Source organism: Neoakkermansia glycaniphila (assembly GCF_001683795.1).
Taxonomy (GTDB): domain Bacteria; phylum Verrucomicrobiota; class Verrucomicrobiia; order Verrucomicrobiales; family Akkermansiaceae; genus Akkermansia; species Akkermansia glycaniphila.
Map to the genome: position 1 here is coordinate 86,906 of NZ_LIGX01000018.1, position 21,823 is coordinate 108,728.

Here is a 21,823-nt window from a genome sequence, read left to right on the forward strand (position 1 = left end):
AAAAAACCTATCAAAAGCAACCCGAAAAAATCAGAACGCTCCGCGCATCCGCCAGATACGCCTCACTCTCCACCTCATTTCCAAATCAACTCAAACCCCTCCGTATTCCCTGAAATCTCCACCTCAAACCTCCCGGTAAAATCCTCGTAAAACACCCTGGGCTGGTGAATCTGCGATCCTCCATCACTCCACGGCCTGCAAACGAGCGACCACTCGCCCTTCCAGTCGGAACACTTCCAGACATGCACCTCCCTGCCGTCATCCTGATCGACCGTCTTCTCGTACTTCACGCCATCCACACGTCCCATCGCCTCCTTCACCTCGGAAAGAAACCCCGATCGGCACACAGACACCAGCTCAAGAGGAGGACTCGCCGTCAGTCCGAAAAACCAGCCGAAAATCGCCGCCGCACCAGCCAGCAAAATAACCGACATCGCCACCACTGCCACCGACAAAGACCAGTAGCCCGACAGCCTCGCCAGCACCCGCACCACCAAAGGCACACGGGGTCGATAGGCATCCCTGCCCTGCACCTTCACATTCTTCCCCCACTGGGGCTCCTCTTCTTCTTCAAACTTCCTGGGCATCGTCGTTGGGGGGCGAGCGAACGCATCGCTACTCCATACATTACAAACCATCCCGGCATCGAAAAAGGCGGAACACCGTCATACCTGGCGAAAACAGCCCCCGCTCACGCCCTCGGCGTGCCGCTCCTCCCCACAGCAGGCACGAAAGCCCACTTCAGCAAACACCCCACCGCCACATACGGCACGAACACCATCCACACGAACCGCACACTCCCCATCCACACCCGCCACTGCTCCAGCCCCGCATCCATCGTCGCAAAAGCCACCGCATAACATCCGCCCAGCAGCAGGCAGGGAGGCCCAAGAAACAGAACCCACAGCCACACCCGCCGCCACCGCAACGGCTGCGCGCGCAAATGCGCCAACGCAGGCCACCAGCACAAAATCCCCGGCACCGCAAACAAACAGGCAAACGTCATCTCCCGAGACCACCACACCGGAAACGAAAAACTCCGGAACCCCCACACCGTCAGGGCAACCAAACCGACATACAGCAAACGAGACAACCACGACATCCTGCCTAACAGCATACGGTCGACACACTCCTCATGTCCAGCCCAAAACGCAACCTCACCGCCAAACCCACGCGCGCCACTTCCCCCACAAAGACACATGCACCCAGCCCGACTCCCCATCCACCACCATCCGGCAGGGAGAACGCTCATCAATCCCGGGAAAACCCGTCTCCGCCCAAAACAACTGCAAACGGTGAACATCCCTCTCCGGAAACAACCGATGAAACTCCCTCACCCCCTCATACCAATCGCAACCGGGATCATCCCACTCCATATCCGCAGGAAAACACCCAGCCGACTTCCACCCGCATGCCGCCACCGCCGACTCGCACCGCACATCCTCCTTCAACCACCCCGTCGCACTCCATGCATGCTCCTGAGACGGCCAGCCCCACCTGAACGACTCTTCCTCCACCTGCACAGGGCGCAACACATCGAGGCGGCGAATCGTCACCGGCAGGCCGAAAAAATTCATACATGCAGGCCACGCCAAAACCAGCATAAAGAAAAAAACAAAACCGAAAAAACGCTTCATGAGAGGGGGTACCGCCGTTTCTACCACAAACCACCGAACAGTGCAAGCGCCCGCGCCCTAAAACGGAGACAGCCACGGAGTCTCCGGCGCAGCGAACGGATTCTCCGGCACACTCACCGGCAAAACCACCCCGTCACCCTCCCCGTACAGCATCCTGCGCCCGGCCCACCAGGCTCCCACCACCGCATCCGCCCGGTCTGGGCTATGCAGCCCCCGCGCACGCATCACCTCCTTCGGCTCGCAGCGCAACCTCCCCTTCCGGTCCCACTCCATCCGGCGGCATGTCAACTGCCGGAACGTCTCGCCATCCACCCCCTCCAGCCGCAGCTTCCCCGCACGCAAATCCCGAGCAAACCCGAACCATGCATCCGCATTCAAATCCTGATAATTCTCCCGATCCTCCGAAGGAGCGCCACCCAGAAACGCCCGCATCCGGAACCCCTCCTCCGCCATATCCTGCAGCACATTCCTCCCCGCTCCCGAACCGTCCCCCCACGCCCGCACCGCAGGCACGCCCAGCGCCTCCTGCAGCCGCACCACCTTGCGCCGCATCCGCACCGTATCGTCATCCCTCCATGCCTCCACCAGCCGAATCGAATTCCCGCAGCGCACCGCCACCGCATTCTCATCCCGTCCGGCTGCAAAATCGGAAAACGAAAAACACTGCCCCGCCCGCGCCGCAGGCGGACACTCCAACGCCCTCCGCAACAGCTCCGGAGGCACAATCAGCAAATCGCTCCCCTCCGTCCACTCCGAAAGCACGATCGACCGGTACTGCGCGGAATCCTCCCCGTACTTCGCCTTCAAAAACTCGATCTTCTCCCTCGCAATATGAGGACAATCGAACGCCGTCACCCTCACCCGGTAAAACAGCGCGGCATCCTCGTGAAAACACCGGAAATGCTGCCCGGCAGCCCCTCCGGCGGAAGAAGCATACAACTTGAACTGCGTCGTACAACGATCCACCGCCGTAAAAATCTCATCCTGCACCGACTTCGCCTCATCCACCACATACATCACCGGAGCATCCGGCGTACCGTGCCAGCCCTCCGCGCGCCCCGCCTCATTCGTCGCGAACCCCACCGCCCGGCCTCCCTGCGGAGTCGAAACCTCACAGGCGGAAGGCGCCCAACGCCACCCCGGAAAACGCTCCCGGTAACGGCGCAACGCAGGCCAAAGCTGCTGGCGCACCTGCATCCACGAACCGGAAGTCACCGGGCACCGCCCCTTCGGAAAAGAATCCAGAAACCACAAAATCAGAGTCGCAATCACCGACGCCGTCTTCCCCGACCCATTCGCCGCGCACAGCGCAGTCGGCTTCCCGGCTCCCACTGCCTCCAAAACCTCCACCTGCCAGGGATACAACCTCTGGCCCAACACAAACACGGCAAACTCCGCCGGAGACAAACGCGCCTTCATCACCCCTCCCCAATCCTCGCACGGGCCGCCGCCAGCATCTCGGCAAACGCGGCCAACTCCTCCCTATCCACACGCTCGGACACCGTCGCCCCCTCGCACGCACCCGGCGCCTCTCCCGCAGCCTTCGCCCCGCACTGCCGGGGCAGCAGCTTGGAAAGCTGCCACTTGATCGTATCGATCTCCAGCTTCACCGCACGCAACCGCGCACCCCCTCCCTCCGAATCTCCGGCCGCATCATGCCCCTCCTCGCAAAGATCGAGCAGCTTCTCCTCCAGCAGCAACAGGCGCAACTCGCAGGCGCAGGCATACCGCGCCCTGAACTCCGGCACCGCAGCCAGCCAGCGGCGAACCGACGTCGCACCCACGCCGCACAAAACGGCGGCGCGGGTCAAACTCAGACCATCGGCAATCGCGCCGCAAAGACGCTCGGCCAAGGCTTCATCATACTTCCGGGGTCTGCCCGGCGGTCGGTTCCCGGCGGATACTCTGGCATTCATAGGGTGGCTTTATATGCTTGAATTACTCTCTCTATTCCCTGCAGCAAACAGACTGCGGCCTTCCGCCGGGAACCGGAACCAGAATACCCGCATGCCTCCGCAAAGAAAAGCCTGCGCACAGGGGCTAAAACTCCCCTGAAGAACTCCGGCTCCCCCGCGACGCCCTCCGCACCTCGCGGCGCAGCTCATCCTTCCATGCCAGCAGCCGCTCGTACGACACCTCATACCCCCCGAGCGTAAACACATACTCGGGAGGCCTCTGGAGATACCCCGCCTGCTGCAGTGTCAGCAAAATCGCAATCGCCTTCTCCTGCGCCTGCAGCAAATCGTTCGTCCCCAGCCCCGGCTCGATCACGCGCCCCACCATCCCCTTCCCCTGGCTGATCCGCACGCGCAGCTTGTACGAACCGCCCCGGCCGCCCTTCCCGGCCCGGTTGCGGCGCAGCACCTCCCCGCGCAGCGGAGAAGACGCACCATTATTCGACGGAATCTCCATGGCCGGAAGTCGAATTGAGCAAATCCCCGATAATCAGATCGCGCCTCTTGCGCGCCACCTGCACATCATGCGTCTGCAAACTGCGGCGAATCCTCGTCACCGTACCGTCCTTCCCGTGCAGCGTCAACCCGATCCACCACACCGTACGTCCGGGAGTTTGCAGGAACAAATGATGATTTTCGCGCTTCAGGCTTGCCTTACTGAGATTAAGTTTCATAGTCTATTGATTACTTATATGGTTTGAATCATGCTCCTCGTCGAGAAAACGGCGAAAAGACTCAAGAGTGGCGGCCTGCCCCCCGTCCGTAAAAACGGGTTGCTCCGCCGCCGCGGATTTGGGAAAGCCCCAGCCCGACTCCTTCCGCCAGCGATACGCATGGGAAAGAACATCGGCCATGGAGCGAAAAAACTGTTCGAGACCGGTCGGCCGCCAAAACGCCGCACCAAACCGATCCTTCGCCATCGAAGAAGCAAAATACGCACCAAGCAGCGCAAAATCGCCGGAAGACAAATCCAAAGCCGCCGCCGCATCGCGCGCCGCCTCCTCGCACGCCATCGGCAGCCTCCGCAACTTCTTCCACGAAGGGCGCAACGCACACACCTCCGCCACAAACCTCCGGAACCCCGCCTCATCCGGCGCAGCGGAACCCGCCTCTCCCCTCCTCCCGGCTCCCCTCGCCACATCCCCCACGAACAACGAATCCGAATCCGACTTCGCCTCCGAATGGAACGGCAAACCACCGTGAACCGCCGTCCTGCCCCGCTCATCCTCCCCAGGCCCCGGCCACTTCGGCTTCGACTGCACCCGCTGCCCGAAATCCTCAATCTCCAAATACGGCCTCTCCTCCACCGAGTACAAACGGACAAGGCGCACCCTCTCGCATTCACGGAGACAGCGGGCAATACCAGTTTCACTCATCTTATCGATCTGCAGCGGATACAAATGCGCGCGCAGCACAGCCGGGCGGGCATCATAGCGGCCGTAATCGTCCGCCACCGAAAACAGGCGGCGGTAAAACACCTCCGACTCCCAATTACGGAGAGAAGCAAGACGATCCGAAGTCAAAATCGAAGCTCGTAAAATACGATCGGGCATAACGGTAAACAGAAAAAACTCACACTCAGAACGGACAACCGGGAGCCGCACCGGCCCCGCCGCACTCCCGCAGGGAACCCCTCGAAAACCGCACCTCGCTGCACGGAGCCAGCAAATCGCGCAGCAAAACCCGGGAACCCTTCACCGACGCACTCGCCTCCTCCTCCCGGCGGGCCGCATGCACCAGCCGCTCCAAATCGGACACACTCACGCGGCAGCCCCGGGCAAACGAAACAGCCGACACATGCCGGGGAAAACGCGCCGACAACAGCGAAAACGCCTCCGAAGCATCCGCCACGGAAAACAACTGCCGCCCCGGAGACAAAGCCAGCCCCGGAATCTCACCGCCCGCCTTCAACTCCGCCTCGCAGCACGCATCGATACGCGCTGCCACACCCTCCGCCAGCCGCGCCAAACGGAACGCCGCCAGCTTGCGCGAAGGCGGCAACTCCTGCCAAACCCTCTCCACATCCGCCACGCTCCACTCCTCCACACCACGGGAAAACGCCCGGCACACGCCGCGGGCCCGGCAACCTCGGCACGCCGCCTCGGAAACATCGCACGGAACATCCTCCCGCACAGCCCGGGCCAAAACATCCAGAATCGCCTCCCGCGCCGCCACCACATCCGCCGGACAGAAAAACACCGGAGCCACCTCCCTCTCCACGGCAAACGGACGCAAAACCGCCGCATACACCTGAGGCACACACCCCAGCTCGCGGGCAAGCAGTACCGCCAAAGCAGCCAGCCTCCACCCATCGCCGCAGCCATCGGCATCCCTCCCTGCCGCCCAATCGTACGCACACACCACAACCCTCGACCCCCGCTCATCCAAAAACACGGCATCCGCTCGCCCTCGCAACACCTCGCGGCCATCCGCCATCAACGACAACTCCTGCCCGCGGGCCGAAACAACCCCATCCCTGCCACCGGAAAACACCCGGGCGCACAAAGCCTCCTCCTCCGCACGAATCCACGCCGCAGCGCCTGCCGCCTCATCCCCGCACCCATCGGCTCCGCCGCACAGGCACGCAGCCACCTCATGGCACAGAGCCGATACTCCACACCTCTCCGGTACAGAACCCACACCCTGCGAAGCACGCCAGCTCCCGGCGCACAACATCAGGCGAAACACATCCGCCGCATCCGGGCAACTGCCATCGGCCTTCACCTTACATCTTGAACCCCTGGCCATCTCAAAAACCTCCCAGATTGAAAAGAAGCATCACCACCAAAACTCCCAGCCCGAGCAAACACCCGAACACGAAAGACAACACCAGCACCCCCGGACCTTCCCGGCCGGAATCATCAGGCACACACTCTCCGCTATCATGCGTCAGCGGCCTGCCGCCGCGGCCGGAACCATCCGAACCGCAAGAATCCTCCAGCACATCCAGAGAATCCGCCCTGAAACGACAGCGGAATCCCCCGGAGGAACGGAAAGGCCGAAGCCTACTCTCCGTTCGGGTGTGCCGCCGGCCATCGGAACAACCGCAGTCGGCGGCACACCCTTCGCCCGGCAGGCGGGCGGAACCCGGAGAAAGCGCAACATGCCGCTTCCTCCAACCATGCGGCAGACAAACCGCGAATCTGGACAACACAGAATAAAACAACATAAAAGGCAAATAATTTGGATAGGTGTACTACACCTTGAGTAAAAAATTAGTTGATCGGATCGCAACCGGCCTCGGAAGAGAAACCCTCGAAAAGGTGTACTACACCCTTATGCAAAAAAAAGAGCACTTGGTCTTCCAGCGAACGGCCTTCCGCAGCAGCAGTCTTGCGCAAAGCCTCCTTCAGCTCGCGCGGCACACGGAAATCAACGATTGCGCAATCTGCGCTCTGCTTCTCTTGTTTGTTGGGCAATTCTTTCATAGTCTTCGGCAGTGAGGGTAATATTTTTTGTTTCAAGGGTAATGATCTGCAGCACATAATCCGTAATGCTCATCTTATTCTTCCGCGCAAGCTTTCGCAGGCGCTCATACAGCGTACGCGGCATGCGAACGCTGAGCATCGTCTTGTCTGGATCGGGGGCATTGGGCATGGCGACAAATTATCATAGGTGTAGTACACCGTCAAGAGAAATCCGTAAAAAATTATTTTGCCGTCTCCTGGCTCTCGCAATACTTCTTCGAAAGCTCCAGAATACACCGGGACAAAGACACCTTCTTCTTCCTCGCATTCTTCTTGACCCGCTCGAATGTCTCCCGATCGAAATACAAATTGAACAGCTTTTTTTCATCCTCTACGTGAACGTACCTTTGCGAATGGGCAGTGTGTTGCATCTTCATGACAAGTAACGTTAGGGACATTTGCCGCATTTGTCAAGAGTGCAAATATCCTTTTTTCAAAAAGTCGCAAATACTTTGTAACAACTGTGTTACAACATCGAAAAAATAGGCTCTATGTCGCAAAATTTTAGACAAAAAAGTCAATATGATAGAGTTAAAAAAGCCCATGTTTAACAAAAGAAAACAATAAAGTTAGAATAAAATTCTCCCGAAATGCCCAACAGACAAGCACGGGAACCACATCGTCAGGGCCGCCGAATTCACCACTCTGCGCACCTGCACCGTGTGGCGAAAGACACACAGTCCCGAACACGCTAACAAAACACAAACGCGAATTTTCACCCCGCCCTCCACCGCCCTCCGCAGCACATCACCGCCTATCGCAAAACATCCGCATCATCTCCCGGCCTCGTCCTCAGACAAACGAACGGGAACCTTCACCAACCTCGCCATCAGCTTCGTGAACTCCTCCGCATCCTCCTTTGAAGCAAAACCGATCATCCCCAAAGCCCATTCCTGAGAAGACAACCTCACATCCTGGCCGATATGAATCACCCAGAAAGGCACATCCGCCCGCATGGACGACTTGCAGTCTCCCGCACGCACACCCGCCAGCAACCGCTTCAGGGCCCGCTTGTCCGCATCGGAAACAACGACCTTCTCCGCAGAAAAATCATTACTCCACGGCTCCATATACCAATCATGCGGACCAGCCTCAAAAGACAGATGCACCCGTATAGTTTGCTTCTCCTCCCGGCAGGCCTCGGCAGCCTTCCGTATCAACGCACGGCAATCGACCACGGTAAACCTTACCCCGCGGAATTCCCGTCGAAACTCCCATGCAGCCAAATCTTGATAGGGCATCACATACCCGGATTCCGGCGCCTCGAACACGAGATGGCGTTCATCCACACTCCCGCCTGCCGGGGCCGTTTCCGAACTCCACCCCACACTCCCGGTCTTCCCGTCATCACCCGGCGCATAATGCAAATGCCACTCCGACGCCTTGGCGCCGTTACTCAAACGCCTCCACACATCCAAATCGTCCCCTCCGTCGAACGCGACCACATCCTTCCTCGAGGCATCTTCCACCGGAGCCCAAACACTCCATCCGTCATCAGGCGCGTTCCAAGGCTTCAACCGCTCCTCCGCCTTGGAAAAATCGAACACCACCCTCTTCCCGGCCAGCGAAGCGGGAGCCACACCCGGCGCAACGCCTTCCACCACCTCCGGAGCTTCCACCGTCCACCTCACCTCCAACAGGCGATCCTGCCACCGCGAATGATAAATCTCCTTTTCCAAATCCTCGTCCGAAATGGAAAAATCGTCTCCCGCCATCATCAGACCGGCGCAAGACAGCCACATCAAAGAAACAAACGCATGCATCCATCGGAATATAGCCCATCCGCCACACCACCGTCAAGCGCCTTCATCCGAAGCCTCGTGCACCCCAGCTTTATTTGCCATCCAGCAAGGGCTCCGGCTCGACAAGCTCGCACCGCTTCCTCCTCCGGAATGGTGAACACGGCACATACCCGCGACAGAAACAACCGGAAACTCCTCTCGCACATACGATCTGGGTAAAACTCAAAAAACAGGCATCAATGCCCCAGTGAATGAATTCTTTGCCAAAACAGCAAAACCAGTAAATAATCACACCGTCTTTTTGATACTTTTTCAGAAAACAATTTCACCATACCAATCAAAATTATGTCAAACGATACAACAATCATACCCGACGGCAGCAACATGCAAGACATATTTGTCCCTTACGCTGTTCGCCATCAATTTACGGAAGCCGTCAACACCGACGAAACCTCCATCCCTTCCAACCCCTCCTTTTCCAGACACGAATGGGGCGCCTGCAAATACGAATGGACAGGCTACATATACATTGCCGAGACTGTGCAGAATGCCAACATTCAGATTGGTGCCGACGATCTGGGAGAATTTTCCATTGACGCATTTCCCGATAAAAAGGCTACAGTCGATCGGCCCAACCCCGGCCCTGCCGGTGGTGGGCAGTATTACATGGGCTCCGCCGTTGAACTCGGCATCATGTACAAGGGGTATTACCGGGTCAAAATATCCTACACGAACATCGAATACACGGCATCGCGCAATGCGGCGCGATGCGAAGTATGCCTCAATGGCTCCCGAGTCAAATTCGGCGCACTGAGAGCAGTCAATTTAATGCCCAAAGACAAAGCGGAAGCTATCAAAAAAGGCTATACGGGCTCCTACATACCTGCTGAACAGATTGAGCAAAATCCTGCATCGGATCCGCGCGGACCGGTGGATTATATCGGAGCTCCGGGCAGAGAAAACTTCTGGGGAAAATTCAACCTACCTGAAGCAGCCTATCAAAAAGCACTGGCCGATGAACCCTGCGCCTCTCGCCTCAGCGTGGCGCTTAATCGCGCAGGATACCGCATCGGCGCTTACATGATCAATGGCAACCAGGTTTCCGACAACATGCAAACCATCGGGAGCGACCTGATTGTCCTAAATCCTGAAGCGCCTTCAGACACGCCCGATGCATCATGGGGAAAACATATCCTTAAGAGTGCAGCCAACATGAAAAGATTCCTTCGCGAGAAAATTGCCTGTACTGCCCCGGATTATTATGAAGGGGGAGCGCAATACGACAGCTATGAGCAAGACAAAATGGGCGATATCGTCATCTTTGCTAGCGGTGGACATGCCGGACTTACTGTAGATGGGAACCTCCATGTTGCTGCGAGCATGCCAAAAGGCGATGTCTGGGTACTCCATCGGGAATGTTGGGACGAACCCCGGAAATAGAATACATACCCTCAACAAAACTCGCTGCCGCACATGCCGGTAGCGAGTTTATGGCAACAACCGTTACCTTCCCAGCAGAAGCCTGGCATGCACACTCTCTTCCACGATGCTGGCGGGACAAACCTTGATGAAACGTTCCATATCCGCGGTGTAAAATTTTGCAGGGCGTTCCCTGAGGTGGTCCAGCTTACGGTACACGTAAATGCCTCCTTCCTTCTTCACCTCCTCGCGCTCCATCAGAAGATACACGAGAACCCCAGGCTCTGAAACGGTCTTCTCCTGAATCTTGTTGGCGACAAAATCCTTCGGGGTGTACGATGTACCGGGCGGCGTTTCGTCGGTCTCCTGTATCACTTCAATAATGCTCCCCACCGGGATATTCCCTCGAAGCGATTGTACGACGCGACCTCTTGTATGCAGATCCCAGCGCAATGTACGTCTTCCTTTCTTCTCATTATATAAAGGCACATACTTCGACTCGAAATAGCAGGCCAGCACCAGCTCATCAGTCCGCTGCAACCGCTGGGAAAGCATGAGTTCTCCCGTATCTCCCTGTATTTCACCTTCTTTCCAAAGAGGCGGCCCGCCTTCTCCGACCAGCGGCACGGCAACATCCAGTTTCTTCCATTTCGCAGCAGGTAAAATACGATCCTCCTGAGATTGTGCATTTTCCTCCTTCGCAGCCGTAGCCGCGGACTCTGCCGCCCATGCAGGCGCGGCCAAAAGCATCCACGCGATCATTACTTTCGGCATTTGCCGGATCAATGCTGTAGAGATCGATTTCATATTTTTATTTCTGTGTTATACTGCACATGTCGGCAGTGTGTTGATTGAAAGAACCGTCACCTTCCCGGCAGAAGCCTGGCATGCACGCTCTCTTCCACGATGCTGGCGGGACGAACCTTGATGAAACGTCCAAGATCTTCGGTGTAAAATTTTGCAGGGCGTTCCGTCAGGTAATCCAACTTACGATACACGTAAATGCCTCCTTCCTTCTTCACCTCCTCGCGCTCCATCAGAAGATACACGAGAACCCCAGGCTCTGAAACGGTCTTCTCCTGAACCTTGTTGGCGACAAAATCCTTTCGGGTGTACGATGTGCCGGGCGGCGTTTCTTCTGTCGCCTGTATCACTTCAATGATGCTCCCCACCGGGATTTTTCCGCGAAGAGCCTGCACAACGCGACCTCTTGAATGGATTCTCCATCGCCATGTAAATTTTCCATTTCGAGCATTGTATTGCGGCACATACTTCGACTCGAAATAGCAGACCAGCAGCAGCTCATCGGCCCGCTGCAACCGCTGGGAAAGCATGAGCTCTCCCGTATCTTCCTGTATTTCACCTTCTTTCCAAAGAGGCGGCCCACCTTCTCCGACCAGAGGCACGGCAACATCCAGCTTTTTCCACGGAGCCGACGGGAAAATACGCTCCTCCGGAGATTTCGCTTTCTCCGCCTTCGCAGCCGTAGCCGCGGAATCGTCCGCCCACGCAGCCCCTGCCAAAAGCATCCCTGCGATCATGCCTTTCGGTATTAGTCTGGTAAAGGTTAAAAATATCAATTCCATATTTTATTTAATATTAATAAAAATAGCCTATTTTTCAATAAAATTAAATAACTTAATCTTGACGCATCGTCAAAACAATGGAATCACAGAGGAATTCCACAGAAAAATGAACCTCATTCAGGGCAGGCGTACGGGTATCTCAACTTTGAAAACTACCGTCTGCGTATACTGGCCGAATGCGGGGCATTTAATCGATGCTTCTTTCTCCAAAATTTCTCTTCCCACCGATTTTGATGTTGACCCCAAACCGGTACAAGACCACCACATCAAGGAAACAAATGCATCACGGTCAAACGCCTTCATCCTGTGCATCCCGAATCACGGCATCATCCACTACCCAGCAAGGGCACCGGCTCGGATAACACACGCCGACCGGCCGCAAATCGAAAGAAACCAGCGACTCCTCCACACACAGAACCCTCTCCCCCTGAAACTCGCGGTAAAGCACCGTCCGCCTCCATACTCCCGGCTCCGGCTCGACAAGCTCGCACCGCTCTTTCTTGAACACAACCATCAGCGCTCCTCATACAGCATGCGTTGAACCTCCTCCGGCACATCCTCCCCCCGCATACGCCGCTCCACATATTCCTGCACGATGCATACCGCTTCCTCCTCCGAGATAGTCAGCACGGCACATCCCCACGGCAGAAACCAGCCGCACTCCTCAAACCAGAACCACTTTTTCAACTCTCGCGGCTCATCGTCGCCGGACACGACGCGAAACTCATCCCGCGCATACAGCCTCGGATAAATACGCGCCTTCTCCCCATCCAGCCAAAGCTCCAGCTTCAACCACTCCCGCTGGCCGGAATCCAGCGCAGGCATCAGAAAATACTCACCCAAAAGCTTCAACGGCCTATCCATATTCGATGCAGATCAAAACTCTTCCCCACGTCACGCAAACGCCCTGCAACAATCCGATCAACCACCTTTCCGTCAGGAAGCAGTGGTAGGCCCGGCGGGAATCGAACCCACACCGTCGGTATCGGAAACCGATGTTCTATCCATTGAACTACGAGCCCTTTATATTACTGTTTTTTCTCAGGGTAAACGGATGCGCGTCCGATCGAGTGGTACTCGAACCCGGCATGCACCGCATTGGCCGGATGGAGTAGATTGCGGCCGTCGAAAATAATCGGCAGATGCATCAGCTCCTTGAGTTTCACCAGATCGGCATTGGCAAATTCTTTCCATTCCGTTGCGATAATCAGCACCTCCGCGCCGCGGGCGCATTCGTACATATCGTCGCAGATGGTCACGGGCGCATCGCCCAGCACGCGGGCAGCCGTCTCGTTGGCCTTCGGATCGAAGGCGGACACGATGGCCTTTTCCTCGCACAGGCGGCGGCAAAGGTTCACAGCCACGGACTCGCGCACGTCGTCCGTATTCTCCTTGAAGGCAAGCCCCCAGACGGCGATCCGCTTATCGCGCAGAATCCACAGCTTCTCGCGCAGGCGGTTCATGAAGCGGTCGAGCTGCGTCTGGTTGATGCGCTCCACCTCTTTCAAGAGGGTAAACGGCACGCCCAGATCGTCGCTGATGTGGATGAAAGCCTTCACATCCTTCGGGAAGCAGGAACCGCCATAACCCAGCCCTGCGGCAAGGAAGTGGGGCGAAATACGCTTGTCCATCCCGATGCCTCGGGCGACGAGTTCGACATCGCCTCCGCTGCGTTCGCAAATGGCGGAAACGGCGTTGATATAGGAAATCTTGAGAGCCAGGAAAGAATTGGCCGCATGCTTGATCAGCTCGGCAGAACTGAGATCCGTCTCCACGATCGGCGCATGGAACATCTGGTACACGCGCTTCATCATATCCATCGCGCGCTGGGAATCGGCGCCGATCACGATGCGGTCGGGATTCAGCAAATCCTGCACAGCGCATCCTTCACGGAGGAATTCGGGATTCGACACGATATCGAAATCCACCCCGGCGGGTGCGTAGCGCTTGATCGTCTGCATCACCTTGCTGCCCGTGCAGACGGGTACGGTGGACTTGTCCACAATGATGCGGTAGCCGAGTTCCGGAGTCAGGCACAGGGCAATCTCATGGGAAACCTTTTCGATAAAGGAAAGATCCACGGAACCGTCCGGCTGGGGAGGAGTCGGCACCGCAATGAAAATAATATCGCTATTCTCGACCCCCTCGCGAATGCTGGTCGTAAAACGAAGCCTCCCGGCATTCACGTTCTTCGTCACCAGCTCCTCAAGCTCGGGTTCGTAAATCGGAATCTCGCCGCGCAGCAGGGCTTCCACCTTCTCCCGGTTATTATCCACGCAAACGACTTCGTGCCCTACTTCGGAGAAGCAGGTGCCTGTGGTCAAGCCTACATAGCCGGTGCCGATAATGGATAACTTCATAGTGCGCGCAGATAAATAGAGAGAGGTCGCCCCAGAGACTGCCACATTTCCGTCCTCTTGACAAGCGCTAACTTTCACTCCTATTTTTTTGTGCCAAAAAAAATAAGACACACGAAACATCATTTCACCTTGAACATTTTCGTCATTTTTGGTACGTACTACAGTGTCGTCCACAGCGGTGACTCCGTCGTTTCCCGATCAAAACCATCCATATACCTACCATCCTTCCTTACCATGGCCACACCCAAAAACACACCGTCCACGGCCCGGAAGCCTGCCGCATCCGCCAAGAACACACAGCCGGCCGCGCCGAAAACAGCTCCCGCCAAGGATAACAGCGTCGTCTCGGCAGCCGAGGAAAAAGAGCGCAGACGGAAAATCCGAGAAGCCCAAGCTATCCTCAAAGCAGACCGCACCTGGAAAAAATTCCTCGCCCAGCAGGAAGACGAACTCATGCGCCTGCGCGATGAAATCCTTCCTACCGTCACGGAAACGACCCGCTCCACCCTCCGCTCGGGAGACTCCGCCGCCGCATCCGCCAATGGACAGCACACCGCAGACGCCGGCTCCGAAGCCGAATACCGCGACCTCACCCTGAACCTCCTCGCCAAAGACCGCGAAACCCTCTACGAAATCGATGCCGCACTGGAGCGCATCCGCCTCGGCACCTACGGCATCTGCGAAATGTCCCTCGAGCTCATCCCCAAAGGCAGACTCGAAGTACGGCCGTACTGCCGCCTCACCGTCAAATGCCAGGAAGAATACGAAAAGAAACACGGCACCGCCGCCCGTTTTCGGCCTCAGGATTCCCGCCTCGTCGGCTACGCGGGAGTACAAAATGATGTCGAATCTACAGTTTCTCTTGACGATGACGCCGAATAGTGTATACTCTGCCCCCGCACATTCATCAATACGCAATTATGCCCAGAGATATCATCATCCTCGAATGCACCGAAGCGAAGGCTGAAGGCAAGCCCACGTCCCGCTACGTCACGACTCGCAACAAGAAGAGCCTGCGCACGCCCGGCCGCCTTGAGAAGGTCAAATTCAACCCCTTCCTCAAGCGCCGCACTCTGCATCGCGAAATGCGCTAATCGCTCAACTGCAACTCACCAAGCAATATGATCAACGAATTCAAGAGCGTCCAACGCCGCATCCGTTTCCGTACGTGCAATAAGACGATGCTTCGTCGTCGCCTCGACATCCCGAAGGATGCCGTGGACATGCTGAACCCGGAATTCCTCTCCAAATTCACCTCCGAAACGGGCAAGATTCTTCCCCGTCGCGTGACCGGCGTCTCCGCGAAAATGCATCGCAAGATCACTCGCGAAATCCGCCGCGCCCGTGCCGTCAATCTCCTTCCTTAAGAAAACTTAAGGGAATTTTCGGCAGGTTGCTGACTTTTTTCGGGAGTTTGTCCAACGAGGGCAAACTCCCGTTTCCATCCATCCGACAGGTGCCATGAAAGAACTCAAGGATACGCAGAACGAACGCGATACCCGGCAGGTATCCATTGACAGAGTCGGCGTCAAAGGCCTGAAATACCCCATTGTCGTACGCGACAAGGAGCATCGCCGCCAATCCACCGTAGCGACCATCTCGCTGGCGGTCGACCTGCCCGAAGAGTTCAAAGGCACCCACATGAGCCGCTTCGTCGAAGTCCTTCAGGACCACAAGCGGCATCTGGACGTACACTCCGCCGTCCAGCTTCCCGGCAAACTGCTGGAACGCCTGCAAGCCAAGCGGGCCCATGTCGAAATCGAATTCCCCTTCTTCCGCAGCAAGGCGGCACCCGTCACCGGCATGGAAGGCATGATGGACTACGGCGTCTCCTTCGTCATCGACGAACGTCTGGGTGAACCTGTGGACTTCCTTCTCACCGTCACCGTACCCGTCACCACACTCTGCCCCTGCTCCAAGGCCATGAGCGAACGCGGCGCGCACAACCAGCGCGGCATCGTCACCTACTCGGTCCGCTTCACCTCCGGCCCAGTCTGGATCGAAGACCTCATCGACCTCATCGAAGCATGCGCGAGCTGCCCCGTATACAGCCTGCTCAAAAGGCCGGATGAAAAATGGGTCACGGACAAGGCATACGACAACCCCGTCTTCGTCGAAGACCTCGTGCGCAACATCGCCATCCGTACCGAATCGTACAACGCCTTCAGCTGGTACCGGGTCGAGGCCGAAAACTTCGAATCCATTCACAACCATCAGGCATACGCCGTCATCGAGCGCACGCTGGGCGATCAAAAGAAGGACTAGAACCCATGCTGGACATGCTCTGCCTCGGGCTGAACCACCGCTCGGCGCCCGTCTCCATCCGCGAAAAATTCTCCGTCCCCCGCACGGCCCTTGCCGAAGCGGGTGCCAAACTCAGGGAAATCCCCTTCGTGGACGAATGTGTCCTCCTCTCCACCTGCAACCGCGTGGAAGTCTACTTCTGGTCGAAACAGCCACGGGAATCCGCCCACCTCATACTCCACTACTTCCTCGGCAGCGCAGCCGACCGTGTGGACCTCGAATCCCACTTCTACCTCAAACACGGAGAAAACGCCCTGCGCCACCTCTGCCGCGTCGTCAGCGGACTTGACTCCATGGTCGTCGGAGAAACGGAAATCTTCGGCCAGGTCAAGGATGCCTACCGCACCGCCCTTGAAGCCCGGCTCACCAGCGGCCGCTCCAACCGCATCTTCCAGCGCGCCTTCACCCTCGGCAAATACGTCCGCAGCAACAGCAGAATCACCGTCGGCCCCACCTCCGTCGGCGCGGCCTCCGTCCAGATGGCGGAAAACATCCTGGGCAACCTCTCGGGCGCCGGCGTCCTCATCGTCGGCGCGGGAGACGTCAGCCGAGTCACCGCGCAGGCCCTCAAATCGCGCGGCGCGGAAAGCATCTTCGTCGCCAACCGCTCCTTCGACCGCGCCCTCGAACTTGCGCAAAGCATCGGCGGCAAAGCCATCCGCTTCGACGAATGGATACCCTTCCTCGAAACGATCGACATCGTCATCGTCTCCACCGCCGCCCCCCACTACATCATCACCCCTTCCCTCATCCAGCCCATTCAGGAACGCCGCGGGCAGCGCCCCCACTTCCTGATCGACCTCTCCGTACCGCGCAACATCGACCCCGTATGCGCCGATGTGGACGGAGTACACGTCTACGACATCGACACCATGAGCCAGCTGGCGAACGAAACCCGCAAGAACCGGGAAAAAGAGATTGCCAACTGCGAACTGATGATCGATACTTGGATCCACGAAAACCGCAACGACCTGATCGAATCCCTCCACCATCGTCCATGAGCACCACCCTCACCATCGGAACCCGCGGCAGCGAACTGGCCCTGCGCCAGACGGAACTCGTCGAAGAACAGCTTTCCTCCACATCCCCCGGCCTCTCCCTGAACCGCCGGATCATCCGCACCCTGGGCGACGAACGGACGGATGTCCCCCTGCCCGCCGTCGCCGCAGCCAGCGGAATCATCGACAAAGGAGTCTTCATCAAGGAAATCGAACAGGCTCTGGCCGAAGGAACCATCGACTGCGCCGTCCACAGCCTCAAAGACATGCCCGGCGAACTCGACCCCCGCTTCGAACTCGCCGCCGTCCTGCCCCGCGCGGACATCCACGACGCACTCATCCTCAAACAGGGGTGCGACATCAACAGCCTTTGCCTCGGCACGAGCAGCGTCCGCCGCATCGAACTCGCCAAAGCCTACTGGGGCGGCACCGCACGCTGCCGCGACCTGCGGGGCAACGTACCCACCCGCCTGCGCAAACTGGCCGCCGATCCCGAGCTGGACGGCATCATCATCGCCCGCGCCGGACTGACTCGCCTCGGCTACACCTCTCCCACCTTCACCATCGACGGCGCCACCCTCACCGTCCACGACCTCCCGCGGGACTCCTTCCCGCCCGCCGTCGGCCAGGGCATCATCGCCATCGAAGTACGCAAGGGCGACCGCCGCGTCCTCGACATCCTCGCCCCGCTCAACCATGCCGACACGATGACCTGCGCCCGCACCGAACGCGAATTCCTCCGCCTCCTCGGTGCTGACTGCTCCACCCCCGTCGGAGCCTATGCCCGCATCGTCGAACAAACCATCGTCCTGCGCGTCCTTCACATCTCACCCCATGGCATCCCCCGGCGCATCGTCGCCCGCGGCCCGCAAAACGACCCCGAAAGCGTAGCCGCCCTCGCCATCAAACTCCTTGCCGACCTGCGGCATTAAAAAAGGGCTCTCCCCTCACACGCGCCAAACCTCCGGCAGCGGCAGAACATCCCCTGCCAGCCTCCGGCGCAGCAAAACGCCGATCGGCGGCAACACCTCGAACTCGCAACCGAGCGCAGCCCCCAGCGCACTGCCGGGCATACTCTCCCGCGCGTGCATCCCATTCGCCATCAAATAGGGCAGCACCGCGATCCTCCTTGCGCCCAACCCGGAAACCACATCCGCAGCGGATGGTTCACCGTCAAAACAGGCCACAGTACCCTCCGGCCGCTCGCCGAATCGCGCCGCCGCCACATCGAGCAGACGCCCCAGCACCAACTCGGGCTCAGGAGGCAACCCGAACGAAGAACGGTTCCCATGGGCCATCAGCAGCAGCGCATCGCCCGGCCTCATGCGCTCCACCACCGCATCCGCCACCATACGGGCCAAAAACGGATCGCCGCCCAGCACAGGGCGAATCACGAAAGACGGAACTTCTCCGACAGACTCATAGGCATGAGCCAAAGCCCTCGGCAAATTCTCCCGCACAATCCATCCGCTCTGCAAAAACCACGGCAGCACGACCACTGGAACATCGGCCGGAGGCAAACCGTCCAGCATCTGCAGAACGCTTCTGCGCATGAATGCGCGGTAAATCCTGTGTGGCCCGTCCTCCGCGGCCACAGCGGTGCACGGGCATAAATCCCGCTCCCACAGCAGATCATCGCCCCCGTGAGCCACCATCAAAAAGCTGCATGCCTTGCGGCGCGCCGAACCGGCATGCCCTGCGTCCATTCAAAGAACCCCCTTTCTTCCCTCCATCGCCCGCATCAGCGTCACCGCATCCGCATGGCCAAGCCCCGCTCCCGCAGGCATCCCCTGCGCCAGCCGAGTCACCGTACAGGGCAGCAACGCAAGCGTCTCCGCCAGATACAAGGCCGTCGCCTCACCCTCCACATCGCTCCCCATCGCCAGAATCACCTCGCAGCCGGACGTCTCATGCACGCGGCGCAACAAAGGCTCCACGGAAAGATCTTCGGGCATCGTCCCATCCAGCGGAGACAGCTTGCCCCCGAGGCAATGGTACAGCCCCCGGTACACGCCGCACCGCTCCACGGGCAGCACATCCGTCGGCTGCTCCACCACGCAGAACATACGCCGGTCACGCTCGGGATCGGCACAGGCGGCGCACCGCTGCCCTTCCAAGCTAAAAAAACCGCACTCCGGGCAGCGCCCGGCGGAATCCGCGGCGGCAACCAGAGCGGAAGCCAGCTCCCTCCCCGTACTCCTGCCGCCTTGCAGCAACCACAGCGCAAGACGCTCCGCCCCACGGCTGCCAATGCCCGGCAGCTTCTTCAGGGAAGCGATCAGCTCCTGCACAGGTTGCGGATAATCAAGAGCCTTCATCCTCTTTCTTCCCTTCTTCGGCAAGCGCATCCGCCGCGTGGGCGGAAGCATGGATACCGGGAGAAAACAGCGCGCCCAACCCGCCCACGGCCACAGCCGTCACGGAACTCAGCACATTGAAATAAACATCCCACAGCACGCCGACCATACAGGTGAGAGCCAGCACGCTCAGCATCCCGGCCCAGACGCACAGCCGCCGCAGGCGCGAAGGCTCGCGCAGCATCACGACCACAGTATAGAAAACCAGCAGCAAAGCCACCGTGAACGCAACTCCCGGCGACATCACCGGGGCATTCATCGCGGAAGGCTCCAAATAAAACGGATTGCCGGTAAACAGACATCCCAACCCCTCCGTCCACTCGGCGAACACACCCAGCCCGAACAGCGTGCAGACGGCCACCATGCCGAGGCAACTCCAGACGGCCCACCAGAAAAGAAGGGCGTCATGGCGTTTCGCATGGGCTGGAGAATGGCGGAACATGGAATTATCCCGGGAAACAGTGCAGCCACCTCACACTGGGCAAAGTGGCTGCAAAAAATGCGTCAGGCCTCGAAGCGCTTGACGATGATCGACGAATTGTGTCCGCCGAAACCGAAGGAATTGCTCAAAGCGACATCCACCCTGGCCTCGCGGGCCACATTCGGCACCACATCAAGATCGCACTCGGGATCCTGATTGTCCACATTGATCGTGGGCGGAATCACACCGTCCTGAATCGCCATGATACAGGCAGCCAGTTCGATGCCGCCGGCCGCTCCGAGAAGATGGCCCGTCATGGACTTCGTGGAGCTGACGGCAAGGCCGTTCTTCGCGTAATCGCCGAACGTGCGCTTGATCGCCTTCGTTTCGCACACATCGCCCAGCTGGGTGGACGTGCCGTGCGTATTGATGTAATCCACATCTTCAGGCTTCATGCCAGCATGGTCGAGAGCCATCTGCATGCAGCGGCTCGCGCCTTCGCCTTCGGGAAGGGGGGAGGTCAGGTGGTAGGCATCCGCGCTGAGGCCGTAGCCGACGATTTCCGCATAAATGCGCGCGCCGCGCGCCTGGGCGTGCTCAAGCGTCTCAAGCACCACGATGCCGCAGCCTTCACCCATCACGAAACCGTCGCGATCCACATCGTAGGGGCGGGAGGCGCGTTCGGGTTCATCATTGCGGGTACTGAGAGCCTTCATATTGGCGAAACCTGCAAGACCGATCGGAAGAATGGTCGCTTCGGCACCGCCGCAAATCATCACGTCGGCATCGCCGAACTTCATGATGCGCCATGCTTCACCGATGGAATGGTTCGAAGTGGCGCACGCGGTGGAAATGCTCATGTTCGGGCCGCCGAGGCCGTACTCGATGGAAACGAGGCCTGCGCCCATATTCGTGATCATGTACGGGATCAGGAAGGGAGACACGCGGCGGGGTCCGCCCTTGAACAGCTTCTCGGCTTCTTCGGAATGGATGCCGAGACCGCCGATACCGCTGCCGATCATCACGCCGATGCGGGTCTTGTCTTCCGCATCGAGATCGAGCTTGGCATCTTCCATCGCCATCGCGGCTCCGGCCAGCGCAAACGCTTCAAAACGGTCGACGCGGCGAGCATCGCGGGGATTCTTCTTGAAATAGGGAGTGGGATCGAAATCTTTCACTTCACCGGCAAACTTCACGGGATAGTCCGTCGTATCCATCAGCGTGATGGGTGCGATCCCGCTGCGTCCGGCCTTCATGGCTTCCCATGTGGACTGGAGGTCGTTGCCGAGCGGGGAGAGGACACCAATGCCTGTAATTACAATTCTACGGTCATTCATAAATGATCTGGGTGCAGGTCATCATAAGGCCATGCCCCGGTGAAGTCAAGTACCATTTCAGCCCCCGCCGGCAGCAGCCGGCCACCATCCGCCAGCCCCCTGTACAGGATCGTACCGGATGCACAACAAAAAACCATCATCCATTGCCATACAGCACAATATGCCGAACAACACCCAAACAGGCAGAATATCGCCTCAATCGGCGACATGCCCCAAAGCCATCTTGACACCCCCGCCGCT

At 58.5% G+C, this 21,823-nt stretch carries 29 protein-coding genes and 1 tRNA gene; 7 read left to right on the forward strand and 23 right to left on the reverse strand.

Annotation, left to right across the window (positions count from 1 at the left end):
* Positions 1-74: 74 nt before the first annotated feature.
* The 13 genes from AC781_RS04905 to AC781_RS04960 all read right to left on the reverse strand — a co-directional run bounded on the left by AC781_RS04905 (position 75) and on the right by AC781_RS04960 (position 8,801).
* A complete protein-coding gene (locus AC781_RS04905) occupies positions 75-587 on the reverse strand; it encodes a hypothetical protein (protein WP_071133386.1) in 513 nt (170 codons plus the stop codon).
* 104 nt (positions 588-691) lie between these two features.
* Positions 692-1,102, reverse strand: a complete 411-nt coding sequence (locus AC781_RS04910; RefSeq protein ID WP_141675757.1) for a hypothetical protein — start codon at positions 1,100-1,102, stop codon at positions 692-694.
* Between the two features lie 55 nt (positions 1,103-1,157).
* Entirely contained in the window at positions 1,158-1,577 is a 420-nt protein-coding gene (locus AC781_RS04915; RefSeq protein ID WP_141675758.1) for a hypothetical protein, read from the reverse strand.
* Between the two features lie 117 nt (positions 1,578-1,694).
* Complete coding sequence (locus tag AC781_RS04920; RefSeq protein ID WP_067774383.1) at positions 1,695-3,056, reverse strand: hypothetical protein; 1,362 nt, start codon at positions 3,054-3,056, stop codon at positions 1,695-1,697.
* Entirely contained in the window at positions 3,056-3,553 is a 498-nt protein-coding gene (locus AC781_RS04925; RefSeq protein WP_067774387.1) for a terminase small subunit-like protein, read from the reverse strand. The genes AC781_RS04920 and AC781_RS04925 overlap by 1 nt, the downstream gene beginning before the upstream one ends.
* 124 nt (positions 3,554-3,677) lie before the next feature.
* A complete protein-coding gene (locus tag AC781_RS04930) occupies positions 3,678-4,049 on the reverse strand; it encodes a hypothetical protein (RefSeq protein ID WP_067774390.1) in 372 nt (123 codons plus the stop codon).
* Entirely contained in the window at positions 4,030-4,266 is a 237-nt protein-coding gene (locus tag AC781_RS04935) for a hypothetical protein (RefSeq protein ID WP_067774393.1), read from the reverse strand. The genes AC781_RS04930 and AC781_RS04935 overlap by 20 nt, the downstream gene beginning before the upstream one ends.
* A 3-nt stretch (positions 4,267-4,269) precedes the next feature.
* Positions 4,270-5,145, reverse strand: coding sequence for a hypothetical protein (locus tag AC781_RS04940; protein ID WP_067774396.1), 876 nt, complete (start codon positions 5,143-5,145; stop codon positions 4,270-4,272).
* Between the two features lie 25 nt (positions 5,146-5,170).
* Positions 5,171-6,340, reverse strand: coding sequence for a DUF2800 domain-containing protein (locus AC781_RS04945; protein ID WP_067774399.1), 1,170 nt, complete (start codon positions 6,338-6,340; stop codon positions 5,171-5,173).
* A 467-nt stretch (positions 6,341-6,807) separates the two neighbouring features.
* Positions 6,808-7,020 carry a FitA-like ribbon-helix-helix domain-containing protein gene (locus AC781_RS04950; RefSeq protein ID WP_067774402.1) on the reverse strand — a complete coding sequence of 71 codons (213 nt, stop codon included), beginning with the start codon at positions 7,018-7,020 and terminating at the stop codon, positions 6,808-6,810.
* Positions 6,965-7,189 carry a hypothetical protein gene (locus AC781_RS14195; protein WP_141675759.1) on the reverse strand — a complete coding sequence of 75 codons (225 nt, stop codon included), beginning with the start codon at positions 7,187-7,189 and terminating at the stop codon, positions 6,965-6,967. Before AC781_RS14195 ends, AC781_RS04950 begins: the two co-directional genes overlap by 56 nt.
* Before the next feature lie 52 nt (positions 7,190-7,241).
* On the reverse strand, positions 7,242-7,436 hold the full coding sequence (locus tag AC781_RS04955; RefSeq protein ID WP_141675760.1) for a hypothetical protein: 195 nt from the start codon (positions 7,434-7,436) through the stop codon (positions 7,242-7,244).
* A 396-nt stretch (positions 7,437-7,832) separates the two neighbouring features.
* On the reverse strand, positions 7,833-8,801 hold the full coding sequence (locus AC781_RS04960; RefSeq protein ID WP_071133382.1) for a hypothetical protein: 969 nt from the start codon (positions 8,799-8,801) through the stop codon (positions 7,833-7,835).
* 345 nt (positions 8,802-9,146) lie between these two features.
* On the opposite strand from AC781_RS04960, the gene AC781_RS04965 reads away from it, so the two are divergent.
* The gene (locus AC781_RS04965) at positions 9,147-10,241 is read left to right on the forward strand and encodes a hypothetical protein (protein WP_067774409.1); all 1,095 of its coding nucleotides are present in this window, start codon (positions 9,147-9,149) and stop codon (positions 10,239-10,241) included.
* A 63-nt stretch (positions 10,242-10,304) separates the two neighbouring features.
* Here AC781_RS04965 and AC781_RS04970 read toward each other — a convergent pair whose 3' ends face one another.
* The 6 genes from AC781_RS04970 to AC781_RS04995 all read right to left on the reverse strand — a co-directional run bounded on the left by AC781_RS04970 (position 10,305) and on the right by AC781_RS04995 (position 14,166).
* Positions 10,305-11,027, reverse strand: a complete 723-nt coding sequence (locus AC781_RS04970) for a hypothetical protein (RefSeq protein ID WP_071133381.1) — start codon at positions 11,025-11,027, stop codon at positions 10,305-10,307.
* 56 nt (positions 11,028-11,083) lie between these two features.
* Complete coding sequence (locus AC781_RS04975; protein ID WP_067774417.1) at positions 11,084-11,806, reverse strand: hypothetical protein; 723 nt, start codon at positions 11,804-11,806, stop codon at positions 11,084-11,086.
* Between the two features lie 289 nt (positions 11,807-12,095).
* Positions 12,096-12,320, reverse strand: a complete 225-nt coding sequence (locus tag AC781_RS04980) for a hypothetical protein (protein ID WP_067774420.1) — start codon at positions 12,318-12,320, stop codon at positions 12,096-12,098.
* Entirely contained in the window at positions 12,320-12,670 is a 351-nt protein-coding gene (locus tag AC781_RS04985; RefSeq protein ID WP_067774423.1) for a hypothetical protein, read from the reverse strand. Before AC781_RS04985 ends, AC781_RS04980 begins: the two co-directional genes overlap by 1 nt.
* A gap of 83 nt (positions 12,671-12,753) precedes the next feature.
* Positions 12,754-12,828: transfer RNA gene (locus AC781_RS04990), tRNA-Arg, on the reverse strand.
* Between the two features lie 6 nt (positions 12,829-12,834).
* The gene (locus AC781_RS04995) at positions 12,835-14,166 is read right to left on the reverse strand and encodes a UDP-glucose dehydrogenase family protein (RefSeq protein ID WP_067774425.1); all 1,332 of its coding nucleotides are present in this window, start codon (positions 14,164-14,166) and stop codon (positions 12,835-12,837) included.
* Positions 14,167-14,400: 234 nt separating this feature from the next.
* Between AC781_RS04995 and AC781_RS05000 the strand changes: the two genes are divergently transcribed.
* The 6 genes from AC781_RS05000 (at position 14,401) to hemC (ending at position 18,400) form a co-directional block, all read left to right on the forward strand.
* A complete protein-coding gene (locus tag AC781_RS05000) occupies positions 14,401-15,048 on the forward strand; it encodes a TraR/DksA family transcriptional regulator (RefSeq protein ID WP_067774427.1) in 648 nt (215 codons plus the stop codon).
* Between the two features lie 38 nt (positions 15,049-15,086).
* The gene (gene rpmG / locus AC781_RS05005; RefSeq protein ID WP_067774429.1) at positions 15,087-15,260 is read left to right on the forward strand and encodes a 50S ribosomal protein L33; all 174 of its coding nucleotides are present in this window, start codon (positions 15,087-15,089) and stop codon (positions 15,258-15,260) included.
* Between the two features lie 87 nt (positions 15,261-15,347).
* The gene (gene rpsR, locus AC781_RS05010; RefSeq protein ID WP_067774515.1) at positions 15,348-15,533 is read left to right on the forward strand and encodes a 30S ribosomal protein S18; all 186 of its coding nucleotides are present in this window, start codon (positions 15,348-15,350) and stop codon (positions 15,531-15,533) included.
* A gap of 94 nt (positions 15,534-15,627) precedes the next feature.
* Positions 15,628-16,431, forward strand: a complete 804-nt coding sequence (gene folE2, locus AC781_RS05015; RefSeq protein WP_067774431.1) for a GTP cyclohydrolase FolE2 — start codon at positions 15,628-15,630, stop codon at positions 16,429-16,431.
* 5 nt (positions 16,432-16,436) lie between these two features.
* Positions 16,437-17,471: a glutamyl-tRNA reductase gene (gene hemA, locus AC781_RS05020; protein WP_245741022.1), complete on the forward strand. Its 1,035-nt coding sequence runs from the start codon at positions 16,437-16,439 to the stop codon at positions 17,469-17,471.
* Positions 17,468-18,400, forward strand: coding sequence for a hydroxymethylbilane synthase (hemC, locus tag AC781_RS05025; RefSeq protein WP_067774440.1), 933 nt, complete (start codon positions 17,468-17,470; stop codon positions 18,398-18,400). The genes hemA and hemC overlap by 4 nt, the downstream gene beginning before the upstream one ends.
* A gap of 15 nt (positions 18,401-18,415) precedes the next feature.
* Here hemC and AC781_RS05030 read toward each other — a convergent pair whose 3' ends face one another.
* From AC781_RS05030 to fabF, 4 genes are all read right to left on the reverse strand, one after another.
* Positions 18,416-19,021, reverse strand: a complete 606-nt coding sequence (locus tag AC781_RS05030) for a sirohydrochlorin chelatase (protein ID WP_172801789.1) — start codon at positions 19,019-19,021, stop codon at positions 18,416-18,418.
* Positions 19,022-19,174: 153 nt separating this feature from the next.
* The gene (recR, locus tag AC781_RS05035) at positions 19,175-19,786 is read right to left on the reverse strand and encodes a recombination mediator RecR (RefSeq protein WP_067774450.1); all 612 of its coding nucleotides are present in this window, start codon (positions 19,784-19,786) and stop codon (positions 19,175-19,177) included.
* A complete protein-coding gene (locus AC781_RS05040; RefSeq protein ID WP_067774453.1) occupies positions 19,773-20,267 on the reverse strand; it encodes a hypothetical protein in 495 nt (164 codons plus the stop codon). The genes recR and AC781_RS05040 overlap by 14 nt, the downstream gene beginning before the upstream one ends.
* Positions 20,268-20,329: 62 nt before the next feature.
* Complete coding sequence (fabF, locus tag AC781_RS05045) at positions 20,330-21,583, reverse strand: beta-ketoacyl-ACP synthase II (protein WP_067774456.1); 1,254 nt, start codon at positions 21,581-21,583, stop codon at positions 20,330-20,332.
* Positions 21,584-21,823: the final 240 nt, after the last annotated feature.

Coding starts and splice junctions, on each gene's coding strand:
- AC781_RS04945 (WP_067774399.1), bottom strand. CDS start 6,340: ATGGCCAGGGGTTCAAGATGTAAGGTGAAGGCCGATGGCAGTTGCCCG.
- AC781_RS04995 (WP_067774425.1), bottom strand. CDS start 14,166: ATGAAGTTATCCATTATCGGCACCGGCTATGTAGGCTTGACCACAGGC.
- AC781_RS04940 (WP_067774396.1), bottom strand. CDS start 5,145: ATGCCCGATCGTATTTTACGAGCTTCGATTTTGACTTCGGATCGTCTT.
- rpmG (WP_067774429.1), top strand. CDS start 15,087: ATGCCCAGAGATATCATCATCCTCGAATGCACCGAAGCGAAGGCTGAA.
- AC781_RS04925 (WP_067774387.1), bottom strand. CDS start 3,553: ATGAATGCCAGAGTATCCGCCGGGAACCGACCGCCGGGCAGACCCCGG.
- AC781_RS05040 (WP_067774453.1), bottom strand. CDS start 20,267: ATGTTCCGCCATTCTCCAGCCCATGCGAAACGCCATGACGCCCTTCTT.
- recR (WP_067774450.1), bottom strand. CDS start 19,786: ATGAAGGCTCTTGATTATCCGCAACCTGTGCAGGAGCTGATCGCTTCC.
- AC781_RS04950 (WP_067774402.1), bottom strand. CDS start 7,020: ATGAAAGAATTGCCCAACAAACAAGAGAAGCAGAGCGCAGATTGCGCA.
- hemA (WP_245741022.1), top strand. CDS start 16,437: ATGCTGGACATGCTCTGCCTCGGGCTGAACCACCGCTCGGCGCCCGTC.
- folE2 (WP_067774431.1), top strand. CDS start 15,628: ATGAAAGAACTCAAGGATACGCAGAACGAACGCGATACCCGGCAGGTA.
- AC781_RS04965 (WP_067774409.1), top strand. CDS start 9,147: ATGTCAAACGATACAACAATCATACCCGACGGCAGCAACATGCAAGAC.
- AC781_RS04910 (WP_141675757.1), bottom strand. CDS start 1,102: ATGTCGTGGTTGTCTCGTTTGCTGTATGTCGGTTTGGTTGCCCTGACG.
- AC781_RS14195 (WP_141675759.1), bottom strand. CDS start 7,189: ATGCCCAATGCCCCCGATCCAGACAAGACGATGCTCAGCGTTCGCATG.
- AC781_RS04930 (WP_067774390.1), bottom strand. CDS start 4,049: ATGGAGATTCCGTCGAATAATGGTGCGTCTTCTCCGCTGCGCGGGGAG.
- AC781_RS04985 (WP_067774423.1), bottom strand. CDS start 12,670: ATGGATAGGCCGTTGAAGCTTTTGGGTGAGTATTTTCTGATGCCTGCG.
- AC781_RS04920 (WP_067774383.1), bottom strand. CDS start 3,056: ATGAAGGCGCGTTTGTCTCCGGCGGAGTTTGCCGTGTTTGTGTTGGGC.
- AC781_RS04970 (WP_071133381.1), bottom strand. CDS start 11,027: ATGAAATCGATCTCTACAGCATTGATCCGGCAAATGCCGAAAGTAATG.
- AC781_RS04955 (WP_141675760.1), bottom strand. CDS start 7,436: ATGAAGATGCAACACACTGCCCATTCGCAAAGGTACGTTCACGTAGAG.
- hemC (WP_067774440.1), top strand. CDS start 17,468: ATGAGCACCACCCTCACCATCGGAACCCGCGGCAGCGAACTGGCCCTG.
- AC781_RS05030 (WP_172801789.1), bottom strand. CDS start 19,021: ATGCGCAGAAGCGTTCTGCAGATGCTGGACGGTTTGCCTCCGGCCGAT.
- AC781_RS04915 (WP_141675758.1), bottom strand. CDS start 1,577: ATGAATTTTTTCGGCCTGCCGGTGACGATTCGCCGCCTCGATGTGTTG.
- AC781_RS04975 (WP_067774417.1), bottom strand. CDS start 11,806: ATGGAATTGATATTTTTAACCTTTACCAGACTAATACCGAAAGGCATG.
- rpsR (WP_067774515.1), top strand. CDS start 15,348: ATGCTTCGTCGTCGCCTCGACATCCCGAAGGATGCCGTGGACATGCTG.
- AC781_RS04905 (WP_071133386.1), bottom strand. CDS start 587: ATGCCCAGGAAGTTTGAAGAAGAAGAGGAGCCCCAGTGGGGGAAGAAT.
- AC781_RS04960 (WP_071133382.1), bottom strand. CDS start 8,801: ATGTGGCTGTCTTGCGCCGGTCTGATGATGGCGGGAGACGATTTTTCC.
- AC781_RS04935 (WP_067774393.1), bottom strand. CDS start 4,266: ATGAAACTTAATCTCAGTAAGGCAAGCCTGAAGCGCGAAAATCATCAT.
- AC781_RS04980 (WP_067774420.1), bottom strand. CDS start 12,320: ATGGTTGTGTTCAAGAAAGAGCGGTGCGAGCTTGTCGAGCCGGAGCCG.
- fabF (WP_067774456.1), bottom strand. CDS start 21,583: ATGAATGACCGTAGAATTGTAATTACAGGCATTGGTGTCCTCTCCCCG.
- AC781_RS05000 (WP_067774427.1), top strand. CDS start 14,401: ATGGCCACACCCAAAAACACACCGTCCACGGCCCGGAAGCCTGCCGCA.